We start from the raw sequence: 17,760 nt of genomic DNA on the forward strand, positions 1-17,760 counted from the left end.
GCCCAAACCTTATCCTTCGGTTCTCACGTCAAAGCCACGGCGCCCCCCCTTGATATGCTTATCCTCGTGCCCTTCATCCGCCCCGCCATCCTCTGTCTCGCGCTGACGGCTCTTGCCGGCTGCAACCGTTCCGCCGTCGTCCCTGACTCCGACGCCCGCGTCAACGCCTCCGAAAAGCTGGCGCAGGCCGAGCTCATCCGCCAGCAGCTCGACCTCATCCCTCCGCCCTCGAAATCGCGGTACATGGCCGTCCACGCTCTCACCTCGTGGGAGAACCCCTACCTCACCGTCCAAGCCAACATGCTCACCCTCCACGTCACGGTCGCCGACGCCAACACCAGCGACCTCGGCGTAGGCGGCATCCTACGTCCCGTCGGAGCCCGCCGCCAAGACCTCAACATCCGCACCTCCGACCTCCCTGGCGCGCTCAACGCCGTCCCCCGGACCGCGTGGCCCTACGGCCGTGTCGTCGCCCTTGAAGAGGCCCACGACACCCCCGCCAAAGCCCGCCCTGAAGTCCGTCGCAACATGGAGACCGCCATGCAGCTCCTAAATGACCTCGGCATCGTCGTCTACGAGTGGAACGAATCCGGCAACCCAGTCAAATAACTCCACCCAAACTGGGTGCCCCATCTTCGCGACGGCCGTATCGTCGTTAGGGTGGGCGGTCGAGCGAAGCTCGACCGCCTTGGCTTTTAGGTAGGCCAAGACTTTGGCCTTACAGCTCCACGTTAGACTCCTCGAAATCCCGACCGCGCATCTGTGACACTCCCACCCTTTACACTCCTAGAAGTGCACTCCAACACCACCCATCTCCCGAAGTTCACCGCCGCGTTCGCAGCCGCCGCCCTGCTCAGTAGCCTCACCGCCTGCCGCCGCTCCGACTTCCCCGACGTCCCCTCCGGCTACCGGGAGTTCGCCTATGTCTCGAACGGCGGAGCCAACACCGTCTCCGTCCTCGACCTCGTCTACCTTCGCCCCGATCGCACACTTCAGGTCGGCGCGAACCCGTCCGGTATGGCAGTGAACCCCGTCAAGAACGAGGTCTATGTCGTCAACTCCGGACCCCAAAACGGCAACGGCTCCATCACCATCATCGACGCCGGCACCAACAAGGTCGTCTACACCATAGGTCTGCACCGTCAGCCCTACTTCATCTCCGTCGACCCCGCCGGCCGCCGCGCCTACGTCGCAAACTCCGCCTCCAACAACGTCTCCGTCATTGACCTCGACCTCCGACGCGAGATCGCCGTAGCCGGCACCGGAGAGTCCCCCGGCCTGGCCCGCATCGCGCCCGACATGCGCTCGCTCATCGTCACCAACCGCGCCAGCAACAGCGTCTCCATCTTTGCCGTCGATCCCACCCCGGCCCTCGATCCGAACGCTCCCGCAAAGCAGCAACCCCAGCCGTTGCACTTCCGAGCTTCCTTCGATCACTGCCCCGGAGCCACCGACGCGGTCATCCTTCCCGACTCCTCTAAAGCGTTTATCGCCTGCTCCGGAGGCCACCAGGTCATGTCCATCAACCTCGCCGCCGCACCCGACTCCTGGCCCGCGAAACAGAATCCATCGCTCATGAACGACTCCGTCCTCGCCTTCTTGGACGTCGGAGAAACCCCCGTCCATCTCGCGATGAAGCCCGACGGCGGCGAGATCTTCTCCTCCAACTTCGCCTCCGGCTCCATCTCCGAGATCTCCACTTACACCAATGAGGTTGGCGGCACTTATCCCATCGGCAACAAGCCCGTCCACGGCCTGGTCACCGCCGATAACTCCGCCCTCTGGGTCTCGAACTTCGGCGCCGACTCCCTCTCGCTCTACAGCATCGATGACGGCAAGCTCGTCAGCAGCCTCCGCACCGGCTCATCGCCAGACTTCCTAGCCTTCTCCGCCGACGAGCATCTCCTCCTCGCCGCCGACGCGCACTCCGGCGACGTAGCCGTCATTCGCACCCTCGGCAAGCTAGGCCCCAATCTCTTCACCATCCTGCCAGCGGGGGCCTCGCCCAATGCCATCGTAGTCAAAGCCATCACAGCTAAGAACTAGCACTTCTTCGTCTTCAACTCCGCAAGAAAGTTCGCCAACCGGTCCAGGTTGTCCTCGTTGCCCTGCCCGGCAAGCCGCTTGATCTGCCCGTAGACCTCCGGGGACTCGAACAACTGCCGGAATGTCAACTTCGTCTTCGTTCCAAGCTCATCAAAAATCGCTGTAAGCCGAAACTTCGGCGGCGACACATGCTCGATCACGATCCGTTCCGGAGGAGTGATCTCCACAATCCGGCACTCGTTCTCGTAGTTCGTCCCGTTCGGCCCGTGCATCGTGAACCGCCACGTTCCGCCGGGCTTCATCTCGAACTCGTGAAACGTGTTCGAGAACCCTCTCGGCCCCCACCACACCTTCAGTTGCTCCGGATCGGTCCACGCCTCGAACACCATCGCGCGGGGAGCATCAAAGACCCGCGTCGTTACAATCTCCCGTCGCAAGACGTCGTCATACTCATTTGCCATCTTTACCGCTCCTTTGCTTTTCCTGCTTCGCTTTCAGGTGTACTTCCAGCCGGTCGAAACTCTCTTCCCACATCTCCCGGTAACTCTCCATCCACGCATCAATCTCCCGCATCGGTTTCACGCAGAGCCGGCAGGGCCTCCGCTGAGCATCGCGGCCCCGTGTAATCAGCCCCGCCCTCTCCAATATCTGCAGATGCTTGGTCAACGCAGGCCCGCTGATCGCGATCGACTCCACCAGTTCCTTCACTGGAGCTTCACCTCTGCGCAGTCGGGCCAACACCTTCCTGCGTACGGGGTGCGAGAGAGCGGAAAAGGTAGTATCAAGGCTTTTCACAAGATTCACCATATCGTTAATTAACTATTTGGTGAAATAAAAAATTGAAAAATACCCAACCGCTATAACCCAGCTAAAGCTGGTTTCCTACTCTACTGTCCACTGAAAGCACAAACGGTACCCATCCGGATCGGTAACGTTCAATTGCTTCATCCCGTAATAAGCGATTGACGGTTCCTTCACCACAACTCCCCGCATCCGAAGATACTCATACGCCCCATCCACATCCGGACAGGCAAAGTAAAGAATCACATCCTTATGCCAGATCACTCGCAAAGCTTCCGGTAACGCGGGCCGGACATTATTCTCGTAGGCGTTGTTGAGCATCAACTTCACCTCGCCCAGCCGCAGCATCGCCCACCCAAAATCGTCCTTCGCATCGCTGAACGGCTTCGACGTATTCACCACCTCGAACCCGATCACATCCCGATAGAACGCCACTGCGGTCGGCACATCGAAGACCACCAGCAAAGGCACCATCCCCTCAACCTGAATCGCCATCGGCTACTCTCCTCGCCCCACCAACTCCTTCATCCTCAGGCTCTCCGGAGACCCAATCCCCTCAAGCGCATCCGCCACCGCCAGCCGGTCCCGTTCACTTCGATTCTGGCTCACCTTCCACTTCCCTTCAAGCCTCCGAATCGGCAGCTCGAACCCGACAATCCCCTTCATCATTGTCGCGATAAACTCCGCCGGAGCATCCCCCACCTTCCACGGCACCTCCGACGACGCTTCATGCGTGTCCGTCAGACTCGTGAGGTGTGCCAACATCCACGCCGCATCCTCGACCACCCGCAGCGGCCCGTAGGCATGAACGGTCACATAGTTCCACGTCGGAACTTCCTTACCATCCTCTGCCTTGCCTGGGTACCAACCCGCCGAGATGTAATGCTGAGCCCCAGCAAAGATCACCAGCGCATCCACACCCTCTGCCAGGTCCCTCCACTGCGAGTTGGCTCGCGAAACATGCCCCTTCAGCACCCCAAACTCCGCGCCCTCGGCGTCCTCGCACACCAGCGGAATATGCGAAGCTATCAGGCCACCGGCACCCATCGTCACCACCGCCGCCAGCGGATGCGCCCGCATCATCGCCTGCAGCACTGGCAGCCGCGTCTCCTCATTTGCCTTCGGAATATACAACCTCTACACCTGCCGCGCCAGCACCAGCGTAATGTCGTCCGGCTGCTCGTCCGCCCCGATCCACGCGTCCAGCGCCAGCATCACCTGTGCCGAGATCACGTGCAGTGGCTCATCACGATATCGCGCCACCACCTCCATCAAGCGGTCCTCGCCAAAGTCTCCAAAGTCGTTCTCCGGCTCCGTCACTCCATCCGAATACGCCACCATAATGTCCCCGCTCGACATCTGGAAGCCGTCCTCCTCGTAGCTCATCCCATCCATCAGCCCGACCACGGTCCCACCCTTGTCCAGCCTCCGAATGCTCCCATCCCGGCTCAGGACCAACGGAGGCAACTGCCCCGCATTCGAGTACGTCATCCACGAGGTCCGCGCGTCATAGTGCGCAAGAAACAGCGTCGCGTACTTCTCCGGCTGCGTGCTGCGATAAAGATGCCGGTTCAGCAGCGACAAAATCCTACCCGGCGACTGGAACAGCTCCCCCGCATCCTCACCCACTTCTTCGCGACTCACCGTCAGCCCCGAGACCGCATCCTTCGCGTACAGCACTTCCTCGCTCGCAAACCGGTAGGCCCGCACCGCCGAGTGCAGAGTCGCCATCAGCAATGCCGCCGAGATCCCTTTGCCGCTAATGTCCCCCAGCGCAATCCCCACGCCGCTCTCCGTCCGCAGCTTGCCCGTCAGATTCGCCTCGCTGTGGAACAGGATGAAGTCGTAGTAGTCCCCGCTCACCGACCGCGCCGGCCTGCAAACCCCATGCAGCTGCAGATTCGCCAAGTCACAATCGGCATGAGGAAACAGGTTCGCCTGCACCTCCTGCGCAATCGACAGCTCATTTTGCAGCCGTTCCTTCTCCTTCTGCTCCACTAACAGCCGCTGCAACGACCCCGTCATCGCATTGAACGACCGCCCCAGCTCCGACAACTGATCGACGCCCTTCACTTTGATCCGGTGGCTGAAATCTCCCCGGTCAATGCTCTGCGTCGCATCATACAAATCCGCCACAGACCCGGTAATCGTCCGCCCCAGCCTCACTGCTAGGTAGAGCGCAAGCAACTCAAGCAGAGCGAACACGACGATCAGCACAATCAGCGCGATCCGGTACGCACTCGTAATCACCCCGGCGAGCGATCCACCAAACAACTGCCCGTAGAGCAGCGATGGCCGCGAATCCACCCGGATCGGGATGCTGTCTACGGCACCCGTGTCCCAGTTCGTCAATCGAAGCGTAGACAGAAACCGCACCTGGATGTCAGCCACATTGAGCGGAGGCGGAGCAGCACCGCCCGAAACCGAATCCGGCCGACCCCGCCTCGTCGACTGCTCTTTTCGCTTTACTTGCCCTTCAGGCGTCTCGGCGGTCGGCGTAGGACTCGTCGATACCGCAAACAGTTCCGCCCGTCCCAGCCCCTCGGCCACCAACTCCATCAAGTGTTCGTCCACTTCCACGCTCGTGAGCAGGCTCAGAACGCGGTTGTCCGCCATCTTCTCCTGGTTGATCGCCACCAGGTAGAGTTCGTTTCCATCTAGCACCAGCCCGGCAAACCGCCCGTCCGGCAGCGTCGCTGCCCACGGCGGCAGCCCCAGCGGAGTTCGCACCGAACTGGCGTCCGCCGAGTTCTGGCTCACGCCGACCATCACCCCATCCAGAAACAGCCTGCTCTGCCGATGCAACAGCGTCGCCCGCATCTCGTCCAGCGAGCTTCCGGTATTGTCATCCGGCAGCGACGCCACCAGGTCCTGTCCCTTCACGCCACCCGGCTGCAGACCGGCCGCCTGCAGCATCCGCCCAAATCGGTTGCCGTTCTGCCCTGCCAGCCGGTCACGCCCGGCCAATAGGCGAGAATCCACCAGGTGAATCGCAAACTGACCCGCCGCAAAGTACCCGAACACGCTCACCAGCGTCACGCCCAGCACCACCGGCGTCAGCCCAAACAGCAGATACGTAAGCACCAGCCTTCGCCGCAGACTCCACAGCAGTCGAGCCCGGATGAACCGCAGCGCCAGCGGTATCCCCACGCCAAAGAACGTGATCGCCGTCAGTACCTGCAACACCGCGAACAGCCCGTTCCACTCGCTGTTGCCCAGTCGGAACAGCCCCAGCACAAAGAACTGAACGGCCATCCAGAAAGCCGCGCCCTCCAATCCCCTCGGAGGTCGCTTGAGCCTGTCCATCAACCGCTTCAGCGGTTCCATCGTCATCCCCTACTACCCCTCCCGCTCGGCTTCACGCGCCAGCGCCAGAGTATATCGAGTCGCCGAAAAATGCGCCCCCGCCAGCAGCAGCAGACCCGACAGGAACGCCCACATCATCAGTCCCACCGAGATATAAAACGGCCCATACACCGACTGGAAGTCCAGCCACGGCAGCGCCAGGATATACAAAACCTTCGCTCCCTCCCACGCCAGCCCCACCACGATCGCCGTCGGAAGCACCGCCCGCGCTGGCACCTGCCGGTTTGGCAGCGCCCAATAGATCAGGAAGAACAGCAGGATGCTCACCACCCCGCCCACCAAATGGAGAAACGACCCCGCCACAAACCGGAACACCACATTGTCCGTATGCCCGAAGAACACAAATCTCACCACCGACTGCTGCCCCGCCGACAGCGCAACCGAGATCATCGAGAGCGCGCCCACCGCAAACGCCAGCCCCAGCGATACCGCCTGGTTGTGCAGATAGTTCCGGTTCTTCGTCACTCCCCAGACGTTATTCAGCGCCACCTCCAGCGGCAGGAACACGCCGGTAGACGTCACCAGCAGCATCACCAGCGAAAAGACTTGTGTACCCTTCCGCGGATGCGCGAGTATCTGCATATTTCGGACGATAAAGTCCTGTCCTACTGGCAGAAAACTCCGCATCATATCCCCCACGACGCTCTCCATCGCAGTCGAGTGGAAGACCTGCCGCGTGATGGTCAGCAACAGCACTATGAATGGAAACAGGGACAGGATCACATTCGCCGCCACGCTGAAGGCATAGGTATGCACCTCGGTCCCCGCCATATACTTCGCCAGCGCCACTATCTGCGAGCCCGCCCCACCGGGAACCTTTGGCCGCAAAGTTTCAATCGGCTCCGGCTCTTTCTCTCCATCGGAACCCTTCGCTGCCTCATTTTTCGCTACGCTGGTCTGCAGTTCAGGACGCACCCGCTCAGGCACGATCACCTCCGCACCGCGCCGCCGCTCCTCAGGCTCCCCCGTCTTCATAGGCAAAATCGATGGCATATCTTTAGATCACCCAACAAACAAACCCTTGTCATTTCTGGCACTATCGTTTGTCATCCGTCGGCACCAGCAATTGTCATCCTTCGCGAAGCGGAGGATCTGCTTCTGCTCTTGATCTTGCCGTCATCCTGAGCGAAGCGAAGGACCGCGACGAACCCATAGACGCCCAAGCTCTCCGAACCTTTCGGTTAACACGCTCGATCCCTGTCCCTACACCCTACACGCTACCCACTACACCCTGCCTTTCCAAGGCCCACCGAGCAGCCTCCGCCAGCACCTCATCCTCCCCCTCCGCCCATTCGGCAAGCTTCGGGCCAAACTCCCCTAAACCACTATTCCCCATCGCAATCGCCACATTCCGCATCAGCCGTTTCCTTCCTGTCCGCTCCAGCGGAGACCCCTTGAACCACCGCTTAAACTCCTTATTATCCAGAGAACCCAGCCACGCCAAAGAGGGATTCACCAGCTCCCGCCTCACCTCCATCCCCTCAGTCACGCCCACCACAGCTTTCCCTGATCTCTTGTTCCAGGGACAAACATCCTGGCAGATATCGCACCCAAACACCTGCCGGCCCATCCCCTCGCGCAGCTCCTCAGCGATAGCCCCCTTCTTCTCAATGGTCAGATAAGCAATACATCGCGAAGCGTCCATCTCTTGCGGAGCCACCAGCGCATCCGTAGGACAAGCCTCAATACACCGAGTACAACTTCCACACCGGTCAGCCGCGGCAATCTGCGCCACCGCCCCACCTACCTCCAGCGAAGTAATCACCACCCCCAGCAGCAGCCACGACCCCATCCCCTGGTTGATCACACACGTATTCTTCCCCACCCATCCAACGCCCGCCCGCGCCGCCAGACTTCGCTCCACGATCGGCCCCGTATCCACATAACACCGCGTCTCACACGCCACGCGACTGCGAATCGTCGCCTCCACCACCCTTAGCCTCGTCAGCATCTCCAGGTGATAGTCCGTAGCCACCAGCTCCGCAGGCCCTTCTCCCTTCTCCCTACTACCCGACCACGCATACCTTCCGATCCACCCGGCGCCTTCCGGAGCCTCCTCCACCGAAAGCGCCTCCTCCGACCCATAGTTCAGCGCACAGACGACCACTGATCGCGCCCACGGAATGGCCACCTTCACCCCCTCACGCAGCAACACCCCGTCTTCATCCCGCCGCTTCAGGTACTCCATCTCCCCCGCGCGCCCCGCCTCCACCCAGGCCGCAAATCGTTCACCCTCAGCCTCTCCGGCATCCGCTCCCGCAACCCCGAAGAGATGAAACCCAGCCCCAAGCGCAGCCTCACGGACCTCCGCCTCCATCTCCGCTGTCCATCGTTCTTCGCCAACCATGGCCGTAAGACCCTCTACCGCTAAAATAGTCTAGCCATGCCAACCGACACCCGCTCCGCCCTGCTCGACCTTATCGCCACCCACTCCTTCAAGCTCGGCGACTTCACTCTCGCCAGCGGAGCCAAGAGCGACTACTACATCGACTGCCGCGTCACGACCCTCCACGCCGAAGGCGGCCGCCTCTCCGGCCTCGTTCTCTACGAGATGATCCGCGAATACATCCCCAACGCTTACGCTATCGAAGCCGTGGGCGGCCTCACCATGGGTGCCGACCCCCTCGTTTCGAACATCGCCAGCGCCAGCGCCTGGGCCCTCGCCGACCACCGCGAGATCCTCGAACTCTCCCTCGCCATGGCCGACGACCCCGACTTCCCATCCGAAGAAGACCCCGGCCCCGAGCCCACCCTCATCCACGGCTTCCTCGTCCGCAAATCCGAAAAGACCCACGGAACTGGACGCAAAATAGAGGGTTTCCTCAAGCCCGGCGCTCAAGTCGTCATTGTCGACGACGTCTGCACCACCGGAGGATCCACCATCACCGCTATCGAAGCCGCCCGCGAAGCCGGCATGATCGTCGCCGGCGTCCTCTGCCTGGTCGACCGCGAACAAGGTGGCCGCGCCAGGATCGAAGCCGCCGCCGAAGGCGCGCCCTTCCTCGCCGCCTTCACCGCAAACGACGTCCGCAAAGCGCATCTCGCTTTGCCCGCGTCGCGATAAACTAAATACACATGATTCCCACCCTCGAATGGCTTCCCACCGGCGTCAACTTCCTCGATCAGACCAAGCTCCCGCTTGAAGAGACCTACGTTCTCGCGACCGACTACAAACAGGTCGCCACCGTCATCCGCGACATGATCGTCCGCGGCGCTCCCGCCATCGGCGTCTCCGCCGCCATGGGCGTCGCCATCGGCATTCAGCGCAGCCAAGCAACATCTCTCGCCGAGCTGACCAAAGAGGTCGCCGAGATCGACGCTCACCTCGCCGCCACCCGGCCCACCGCCGTCAACCTCTTCTGGGGCATCGCCGAGATCCGCAATCTCTACAACAATCTCGCCGCCAAGAACACCCCCATCTCCGAGATCAAGGAAGCCGTCGTAGCCCGCGCCCGCCAGATGTACGACGAGGACATCGCTGCCTGCAAGCAGATGGGCGCAAACGGCGCATCCCTGCTGCCGAAGCAGGGCACCGTCCTCACCCACTGCAACGCCGGAGCACTCGCCACCTGCGGCTACGGCTCAGCTCTCGGAGTCATCCGCGCAGCCATCGAAGCCGGCCATAAGATCGACGTCTTTGCCGACGAGACCCGCCCCTTCCTGCAAGGCGCGCGCCTCACCGCATGGGAGCTCATGAAGGACAACATCCCCACCACGGTCCTCTGCGACAATATGGCCGCCTCGCTCATGTACCAGGGCAAGATTCAGGCCGTCATCGTCGGCGCAGACCGCATCGCGGCCAACGGCGACGTCGCCAACAAGATCGGGACGTATGGTGTGGCAATTCTGGCTAAAGAACACGGCATCCCCTTCTACGTAGCCGCCCCCTGGTCCACCATCGACATCAAGACGGCTCACGGCGGCCTCATCCCCATCGAACAGCGCTCCGCCCTCGAAGTTACTCACTCCAACGGCAAGCAGATGACCCCCGATGGCGTTGGGATCGAGAACCCCGCCTTCGACGTCACCCCGGCGAAGTACGTCACCGCCATCATCACAGAGCGCGGCGTCCTCACCGGCCCTTACAACGAATCAATCCAGGCCTTCGCCTCCGCCGACACGACGCAACCCGCGCTCGTCGAAGCCTAAACCTCTTGCCACCCTCTCATCGCACCTCGCGGTGGGAGGGTCAAACGCTACCGCCGCGAAGTTCATCTCCCACAACTCCACGCAGCAATTCAGACCACGCTACCCAAGCCGGGCGGATAATCGATCAGTGCTGCCCGCCGTCTTCAATCCGCGCCAGAAGTCCCTCATTCGCGGAAACATCCTCGTGCTCTCCAGTCTTCTAGCCGCCTTCCCCCTCTCCGGCTTCCCGCATAACCGAGCCACCCCCTACCTCGTCATCCCCACCCTCCTGGCCATCGCCGGTACCGTCGACACGGTTCGCTGCATCCGCCGCCGCTGGAGCTTCTATCACGCTGGCGTCATCCTCTGCATCTATATGGACCTGATGGCCCTCACGCTCATCCTCGTCTTCCTGCTTTACCCCTACGCTCTCTGGATGAGCGGCGCTCATTAACCCAATGCTGGCGAACGTCGACATCCCCGCCAAATCCACCGCCTCATCGCACCACGCTGCTATACTCAGCCGCATCATAAAGAGCATCAACGTCATTCCCCGGGAGATTATCCAGTGCTCAAAGGTTTTCGTGACTTCATCCTTCGTGGCAACGTAGTCGACCTCGCAGTCGCCGTCATCATCGGTGCCGCCTTCGGCTCCGTCGTCACCGCGCTGACCACCGACATCATCACCCCTTTCATCGCCGCCATCGTTGGCAAGCCCAGCTTCGAGGCCCTCTTCTTCTTCGTCAACGGCGGAAAGATCCTCTACGGCAGCTTCCTCAATGCCGTCATCGACTTCGTCCTGAAGGCCTCGGTCGTCTATTTCTTCATTGTGGTTCCACTCGGCTACCTGCTCGCGAAGGTGAAAGGCCCGGTGCCGGAAGCTCCGCCCGTCACGAAGGTCTGTGCCCAGTGCCTCTCGGATATTCCGGTCGCCGCGAAGCGCTGCAAGTTCTGCACCGAACCCGTCGTCGCATAAAGCGCGCAGGGCCAACTGGCATCAACGCTCAGTTGGCCCTGGCGGGTAGAAATCACTCCGAGTAGAGAGACCACAGTGCTGTCCGCCTTTAGCTCGACCATGAAGAGACGCCTGCCCACGCTGCATGGGTTTCTCAAGCAGAGCCTAAGGCAATCCCAACTCCCGGTTCCGAAGATGCTCTTCGGCAGGCCGGTATGGACACATCCCCGGCTCTTGAATATCAGGCTCAATGAGCCGCACGTCATGCGATGGATCTCCGAAAGGCTGCATCCAGGAGACGTGTTTTTCGATGTCGGCGCTCACCAGGGATGGATGTCCATGGTTGCCGCCCGGCGGGTAGGAGTCCGGGGCAGGGTTGCCGCTTTCGAGCCATCTCCAGCCCTGCTTGAATCCTTGTCCTTTCACAAGCGGCTGAACCGTCTCTCCCAGCTCGACATCGTTTCCAAAGCCGTCTCCAATCGAGATGAATTAACGCCCTTTCACCTGGTTGGAGACGGCAATTCATTCATGAACTCTCTTGCGGGTACGGAGATCACGAATATCTCTCCTGAGAATCTCTCCGTGATCGAGATCGAAGCCATCACTTTGGACACCTACTCGCGTCAGTCCGGACTCGTCCCCCATCTGATCAAGATCGATACCGAAGGTTCAGAGATGTGGGTCTGCGAGGGCGCGAGACACCTTCTCGCCCAGCACCATCCTGCACTCATCATTGCGACTCATCCCCCATGGCTTCCCAAGGGGCAAACGGTAGAAGCTCTCTTCGATCTGTTGAACGACCACGGTTATCGAATCGTGGACTCAGTCATCTCCAGATACAAGCAAGATGATTTCGGAGATTACCTCTGCATTGCGGACTAAGCGCCTTCATCGGTGCTGCCTTCTAACATCTGGTTAGTGGCTTTGCCGTTGTGTCCCTTGCATCCCGCCCCAAATCTCTCTACGCTCATAGGCAGTCAAATTCCATAGAAGACAAGGCCCTACTTGACCCTCAAGCGATTCGCCTGCCTGCTCCCTTTTACTGCCTCCGCTCTCCTCGCCCAGCAGCCGCAGCAGGTCTTCGGCTATCGCGACTTCACCCAGCAAGCCAAGTGGGATGCAGCCTTCCTCGCCGTCCCCGACGCGAAGCTGGCTGGCCAGCACCTCAAGACCCTCACCGCCGAGCCCCACTGGGCCAGCTCGCCCGAAGACTACAAGACCGCCCAGTACGTCGCCGAAAAGTTCAAAGCCGCGGGCCTCGACACGAAGATCGTCCCCTACAGCGTCCTGATGAACAAGCCCATCAGCATCGCGATCGAGGCCCACGACGCCAACGGCAAGCTCCTCATGTCCGGCCCATCGCCCGAACACGTAGACCCAACGAAAGACGGCGGCGATCCCTTCCAGGACGATCCCCGCGTCACCCCCGCCTTCAACGGCTCCAGCCCCTCCGGCGACATCACCGGCGAGGTCGTCTTCGCCAACTTCGGCACCCTCGCCGACTTCAAAAAGCTCGCTGCCCTCGGCGTCAGCGTCAAGGACAAGATCGTCCTCGTCCGCTACGGCGGCAACTTCCGCGGTGTCAAGGTCTACATTGCCCAGCAGTACGGAGCCAAAGGCGTCCTCATCTACTCCGACCCCGCCGACGACGGCTACGTGAAGGGCGACATGTACCCCAAGGGGCCCTACCGCCCGGAGTCTGGCGTCCAGCGCGGCTCGACCCAATTCCTTCCGATCTATCCCGGCGACCCCGAGACCCCCGGCATAGCCTCCACGCCCGACCTGCCCGATTCGAAGCGCATCCCCGCTGACAAGCTCCAGAAGAACCAGCCCAGCATCCCCGCCAACCCGCTCTCTTACAAGGACGCCGCGCCGATCCTACAGGCCCTAGGCGGCCCGCAGACCCCGCGTGACTGGCAGGGCGGCCTTCCCTTCACTTATCACCTCGGCGGAGCTCCCGGCGCAGCCGCCGTGACCGTCCACATGCACTTGGAGCAGGAGACGAAACTCCGCACCATCTGGGACGTCATCGGCACCATCCCCGGCACCGACCCCGAGCAGAAGGACGACTGGGTTGTCGCCGGCAACCATCGCGATGCCTGGGTCTACGGCGCAGTGGATCCCAACAGCGGCACTGCTGCCATGCTCGAGACCGTCCACGGCCTCGGTGATCTCCTCAAGCAGGGCTGGAAGCCCAAGCGCACCATCGTCATCGGATCGTGGGACGCCGAAGAAGAAGGCCTCATCGGCTCTACAGAGTGGGTTGAAGACAACGCCGAGCATCTGAAGCACGCCGTCGCCTACTTCAACACCGATGTAGGCGTAGCCGGCCCCGACTTCAACGCCTCAGCCGTTCCATCCCTGAAGCAGTTCGTCCGCGAAGTCACCCAGGGCGTCGCCAGCCCGCAGGGCGGAACCGTCTACGACGCCTGGAAGAAGAGCCAGGAAGATGGTCATGGCCGTCGCGGCCAGTCCGAATTCGCGAACGGGGCCAACAACAAATCGACCGAAGTCCATGTCGGCGACCTCGGCTCCGGTTCCGACTTCACGCCCTTCATCCAGCACATGGGCGTGCCTTCGACCGACATCGGCTCCGAGGGCCCCTACGGCGTCTACCACTCTGTGTTCGATAACTACAACTGGTTCACCAAGTTCGCCGACCCCACCTTCGTCTACGAGCAGCAGCAGGCCCGCGTCTTCGGCCTCGAGATTCTGCATATGGCCGACGCCGACATCCTTCCCTACGACTACCGCCCCTACAGCAAGGAGATCGCAGGCTACATCGTCACCGCACAGCAGAAGGCTGAGGCCGCCAAGCTAGGCCTAGACTTCGCCGCCGCCACTAAGGCCGCCGCCCGTTTCTCCGCCGCAGCCCAAACCGCATACCGAAGTCAGACCGGAACTCCCACCGACCTCGCTGCCTTGAATCGCGCCCTGCGAGACGCGGAGTCCGCTCTACTCGACCCCGAGGGACTGCCGCGCCGAAGCTGGTACAAGCACGTCATCTATTCGCCGGGCGAGTTTACCGGTTACGCCGCAGTTGTCATACCTGGCGTGACGGAGGCGATCGACGAGCCGGATGCAGCACGCGCCCAGGCTCAGATCGCACGCCTCGCCGAAGCCGTCAACCGGTCGGCGGATATGTTGGAGTTGGCGAAGTAGGAATTGGCAAGAAAGGCACTTTGCACCATCTGTGATGCAAGTTATTCAGAAGAATGCATGCAACCAGAATTTAATGCCCGGCATCGTCACATTTCTGTTGATTAACCCGCAGGCATGCACCAAAATCGATTTCATTGCAACGAAACAAGGGCTTGGCTCATGTGCAACGTTAGCGGCATGGGATCGATCTCGGAAGTGCCATTCCCAACTCGGGAAAACGCTTCCATCCTGTAAACGAATGCGGTCCCACTCTCCCAAGGAATCTGCCTCGCATGTTGCTTAATGATCTGTTTCTTGCTCTTGCATTCGTCGTTACCGTTATCGGGCCGGTTTTTATACTGATGCGCGGGCACGCTGCAAAGGATTAGTCGCCGCTGCCCGACGTTGGCTCAACAGCATCGCTGCGGGCCGTAGCACGGTTCTTTCTTTAAGCAACGCATCATCCAGATGACCGTTGCAGATCACGGCCAACCTCTCCGGAATCGCCCTGCCCAGGTTTTGCATCAGACGAACGACGTGGCTCGCAACCATTTTCACTGCGGCAGCGGATCCATTCCTACGGTCAACAAAGATCGACCTGTAGTTCTCCGGCTGGCAATATCGCCCGAAACTCAGTGAGCTACCCCCCATAAAGTGCAGGCACGTTAGTCCCTCTTCAATCAGGTACTTCGTCACGTATCCACGAAGCACCAGGGACAGGCTCAATCGCTCGTGCTTCACATCATTCAACTGGGTAAGAAGGTGGAACTTCCCGCCCTTTCGGAAGCCGCACATCACCGCGACCAGGGTTCCTTCACTATCGCGCAGGCCAAGCCGCTCTCCGCCATGAAGCTCCAGCAGTCTCTCGTCGCGAGCAAGCCGCAGCGGATCAGCGGGAAAGTCGGTCTCCGAGTTCAACCTTTCCACGGCGAGGTCGTACTCCAACTTCCCCAGCAACGTTACAAACTCAATCCCTTCCAGCTCCGTCTTGCGCGTGAAGGCACGGATGTTGCGTCGCGTATGTTTGCCCAGGCCGCTGAGAAACTCCTCATAGTCCGGCAGCAGAGGAAGCAGATCGCCCGGGATGACGGCATCGAGGGTCTTCATCTTGAGCCCCCTCACCGGAGCGACGGCCTCGCCCCGAGGCAGAAGCCGCAGATGGAGCGAATGGACACCCTCGCTCGTCAACTGGCGAATCGCTGCGCACAACACATAGCTCTCGTCGGCAGCCGAACACAGAAGCAGACCGCGCCCCGTAAAGTCGCCGCCAATTCCATATCCCGTGGCCAGACCCTTCAAATAGTGTTGCGTAGCATACAGCACGCCGACCAGCTTCGCCTCTCGCCATACGGCCACCGAGCAGGAACGTCTGGTGTCGTCGGTCGCCGTCAAAAAATGGATTGGATTAAGCAGCACATCAGACTCGACCCCAAGCCCGCGCCGGAGCTCTTGCAGCTCATCCCAATGAGCCGCAAAACTCTCTGCATCGAGCAATATCTTTGACTGTGTCTGAGTCTGAGTCTGCATCCTGATAGGACCCACGCTTCAAATGTAGGATCTGGCGGTATTGCTTGCTGGCGATAGCTCGTGCAATTTTGCGCAAGGGGGCTACACCCAGAGGGCCAATGAACGAATCATTGGCCCTGTCTGGAAACGCAACTTCACAACGTAGGATGCAAACTAGCCGCGCATGGCGAGCTGTTCCGTCATAATCTGCGTCAGATCCTGCTTCTTCAAACCGAACTCGCTCTCATTGAACTTGTCCACCTTGCTCGACCAGTTCATGCTGCAGAACTTCGGTCCGCACATGCTGCAGAAAGCCGCTTCCTTGTAGTAGTCATCGGGAAGAGTTTCGTCGTGCATGGAGCGAGCTGTCTCCGGATCAAGAGACAGCGCGAACTGCTTGTCCCAGTCGAAGGTATAGCGTGCGTGTGAGATAGCATCGTCGCGATCGCGGGCTCCCGGACGGTGCCTCGCAACGTCCGCAGCGTGGGCAGCGATCTTGTAGGCGATGATGCCGTCCTTGACGTCCTTCTCGTTCGGCAGGCCGAGGTGCTCCTTCGGCGTCACGTAGCAGAGCATCGCTGCGCCGTGCCAGCCGATCATCGCCGCGCCGATGGCCGACGTGATGTGGTCGTAGCCGGGAGCGATATCGGTGACCAGCGGCCCAAGCACATAGAACGGGGCACCGTCGCAGAGCTCGACTTCCTTATCCACCTGCAGCTTGATCTGGTCCATCGGGATGTGACCCGGGCCTTCGATCATCACCTGCACATCGGACTTCCAGGCGTGCCGCGTGAGCTCGCCAAGGGTCTTCAACTCCGCGAACTGCGCCTCATCCGAAGCATCCGCGAGGCAGCCGGGGCGAAGGCCATCGCCGAGCGAGTAGCTGACGTCATACTTCGCCATCACCTTGGTGATGCGGTCGAAGTTCTCATAAAGGAAGTTCTGCTTGTGATTCGAGGTCATCCACTGCGCGAGGATCGCGCCGCCACGGCTGACGATGCCGGTGATGCGCTTGGCTACAAGTGGAACGTACTCGATCAGCACGCCGGCGTGGATCGTGAAGTAGTCCACACCTTGCTGCGCCTGCTCCTCGATCACTTCGAGATACAGGTCAATGTTCAGGTCTTCGACCTTCTTGACGCGCGACAGAGCCTCATAAAGCGGCACCGTGCCAATCGGCACCGGCGAATGACGCAGGATCGCCTCCCGAATCATCGGAATATCGCCGCCGGTCGATAGATCCATAACAGTATCGGCACCGAAGTGGACAGCCGTGTGCAGCTTGCGGAGCTCCTCATCCACGTTTGACGATAGAGCGGAGTTGCCGATGTTGGCGTTGATCTTGCAGAGCGACTCGACGCCGATGGCCATCGGCTCAAGCTCGACGTGGTTGATGTTCGCCGGGATAATCATCGTTCCCTTGGCAATCTCGGAACGGATGAGTTCGGCGGAGATCTTCTCCTTCTGGGCGACATAGGCCATCTCTTCCGTGATGAGACCCTTGCGCGCGAAGTGCATCTGGCTCATATTGGTGTCGCCGGTGCGCTCAGCCTCGGCCTTGCGCTTGACGATCCACTCCGCGCGTCCGGTAGGAACCTTGTAGCCATTGCCGTTTGAGGCCGTGGCATGGCCGTTTCCGTTGCCGTTCGAATGTCCGTTCGCGCTGCTCAAGCTCATGCAATTCCCCTGCTTCTGGTATCGGTAATCTTGTTTTCAGAGTATACGCCGGTAACCTGTCGAATTCGGACTAGCTGACTCCGGGTTATGCGAACCGCTGCCATTTCCGCCAATCACCTTTTTTGTTCCCGCTCTGCACC

General features: G+C 60.7%; 17 protein-coding genes. 8 read left to right on the forward strand and 9 right to left on the reverse strand.

The genetic code is table 11. The features are described 5' to 3' along the window. The first annotated feature begins 54 nt into the window (after positions 1-54). Together HDF16_RS03955 and HDF16_RS03960 are read left to right on the forward strand one after the other, a co-directional pair. Entirely contained in the window at positions 55-609 is a 555-nt protein-coding gene (locus tag HDF16_RS03955; RefSeq protein WP_184213812.1) for a hypothetical protein, read from the forward strand. 153 nt (positions 610-762) lie between these two features. Beyond that, complete coding sequence (locus HDF16_RS03960) at positions 763-2,046, forward strand: YncE family protein (RefSeq protein WP_348641231.1); 1,284 nt, start codon at positions 763-765, stop codon at positions 2,044-2,046. On the opposite strand, the gene HDF16_RS03965 is transcribed toward HDF16_RS03960, so the two are convergent. The 7 genes from HDF16_RS03965 to queG form a co-directional block, all read right to left on the reverse strand. Then, positions 2,043-2,507, reverse strand: a complete 465-nt coding sequence (locus tag HDF16_RS03965; protein WP_184213814.1) for an SRPBCC family protein — start codon at positions 2,505-2,507, stop codon at positions 2,043-2,045. The genes HDF16_RS03960 and HDF16_RS03965 overlap by 4 nt on opposite strands. Next, the gene (locus HDF16_RS03970) at positions 2,497-2,853 is read right to left on the reverse strand and encodes an ArsR/SmtB family transcription factor (RefSeq protein ID WP_184213815.1); all 357 of its coding nucleotides are present in this window, start codon (positions 2,851-2,853) and stop codon (positions 2,497-2,499) included. The genes HDF16_RS03965 and HDF16_RS03970 overlap by 11 nt, the downstream gene beginning before the upstream one ends. A 75-nt stretch (positions 2,854-2,928) precedes the next feature. Then, complete coding sequence (locus HDF16_RS03975) at positions 2,929-3,342, reverse strand: VOC family protein (protein WP_184213816.1); 414 nt, start codon at positions 3,340-3,342, stop codon at positions 2,929-2,931. Positions 3,343-3,345: 3 nt separating this feature from the next. Beyond that, a complete protein-coding gene (locus tag HDF16_RS03980; protein WP_184213817.1) occupies positions 3,346-3,981 on the reverse strand; it encodes an FMN-binding negative transcriptional regulator in 636 nt (211 codons plus the stop codon). A gap of 3 nt (positions 3,982-3,984) precedes the next feature. After that, complete coding sequence (locus HDF16_RS03985) at positions 3,985-6,180, reverse strand: PP2C family protein-serine/threonine phosphatase (protein WP_184213818.1); 2,196 nt, start codon at positions 6,178-6,180, stop codon at positions 3,985-3,987. A 6-nt stretch (positions 6,181-6,186) separates the two neighbouring features. Continuing rightward, positions 6,187-7,188 (reverse strand): YihY/virulence factor BrkB family protein, encoded by a 1,002-nt coding sequence (locus tag HDF16_RS03990; protein WP_184213819.1) that lies wholly within the window; start codon positions 7,186-7,188, stop codon positions 6,187-6,189. 235 nt (positions 7,189-7,423) lie between these two features. Then, entirely contained in the window at positions 7,424-8,560 is a 1,137-nt protein-coding gene (gene queG, locus HDF16_RS03995; RefSeq protein WP_246408631.1) for a tRNA epoxyqueuosine(34) reductase QueG, read from the reverse strand. Positions 8,561-8,596: 36 nt separating this feature from the next. On the opposite strand from queG, the gene HDF16_RS04000 reads away from it, so the two are divergent. From HDF16_RS04000 to HDF16_RS04025, 6 genes are all read left to right on the forward strand, one after another. Then, on the forward strand, positions 8,597-9,277 hold the full coding sequence (locus tag HDF16_RS04000; RefSeq protein WP_184213820.1) for an orotate phosphoribosyltransferase: 681 nt from the start codon (positions 8,597-8,599) through the stop codon (positions 9,275-9,277). An 11-nt stretch (positions 9,278-9,288) separates the two neighbouring features. Then, complete coding sequence (gene mtnA / locus HDF16_RS04005; protein ID WP_184213821.1) at positions 9,289-10,362, forward strand: S-methyl-5-thioribose-1-phosphate isomerase; 1,074 nt, start codon at positions 9,289-9,291, stop codon at positions 10,360-10,362. A gap of 127 nt (positions 10,363-10,489) precedes the next feature. Then, positions 10,490-10,795: a permease gene (locus tag HDF16_RS04010; RefSeq protein ID WP_184213822.1), complete on the forward strand. Its 306-nt coding sequence runs from the start codon at positions 10,490-10,492 to the stop codon at positions 10,793-10,795. A 114-nt stretch (positions 10,796-10,909) separates the two neighbouring features. Continuing rightward, positions 10,910-11,317 (forward strand): large conductance mechanosensitive channel protein MscL, encoded by a 408-nt coding sequence (gene mscL, locus HDF16_RS04015; RefSeq protein WP_184213823.1) that lies wholly within the window; start codon positions 10,910-10,912, stop codon positions 11,315-11,317. A 99-nt stretch (positions 11,318-11,416) separates the two neighbouring features. Continuing rightward, on the forward strand, positions 11,417-12,178 hold the full coding sequence (locus tag HDF16_RS04020; RefSeq protein ID WP_184213824.1) for an FkbM family methyltransferase: 762 nt from the start codon (positions 11,417-11,419) through the stop codon (positions 12,176-12,178). A gap of 123 nt (positions 12,179-12,301) precedes the next feature. After that, a complete protein-coding gene (locus HDF16_RS04025) occupies positions 12,302-14,458 on the forward strand; it encodes a M28 family metallopeptidase (protein ID WP_184213825.1) in 2,157 nt (718 codons plus the stop codon). A gap of 333 nt (positions 14,459-14,791) precedes the next feature. On the opposite strand, the gene HDF16_RS04030 is transcribed toward HDF16_RS04025, so the two are convergent. Together HDF16_RS04030 and thiC are read right to left on the reverse strand one after the other, a co-directional pair. Next, the gene (locus HDF16_RS04030; protein WP_184213826.1) at positions 14,792-15,964 is read right to left on the reverse strand and encodes a GNAT family N-acetyltransferase; all 1,173 of its coding nucleotides are present in this window, start codon (positions 15,962-15,964) and stop codon (positions 14,792-14,794) included. Between the two features lie 153 nt (positions 15,965-16,117). Continuing rightward, positions 16,118-17,620, reverse strand: coding sequence for a phosphomethylpyrimidine synthase ThiC (gene thiC, locus HDF16_RS04035; RefSeq protein WP_184213827.1), 1,503 nt, complete (start codon positions 17,618-17,620; stop codon positions 16,118-16,120). Between the last annotated feature and the right edge of the window lie 140 nt (positions 17,621-17,760).

It is taken from the genome of Granulicella aggregans, from assembly GCF_014203275.1.
Lineage (GTDB): Bacteria > Acidobacteriota > Terriglobia > Terriglobales > Acidobacteriaceae > Edaphobacter.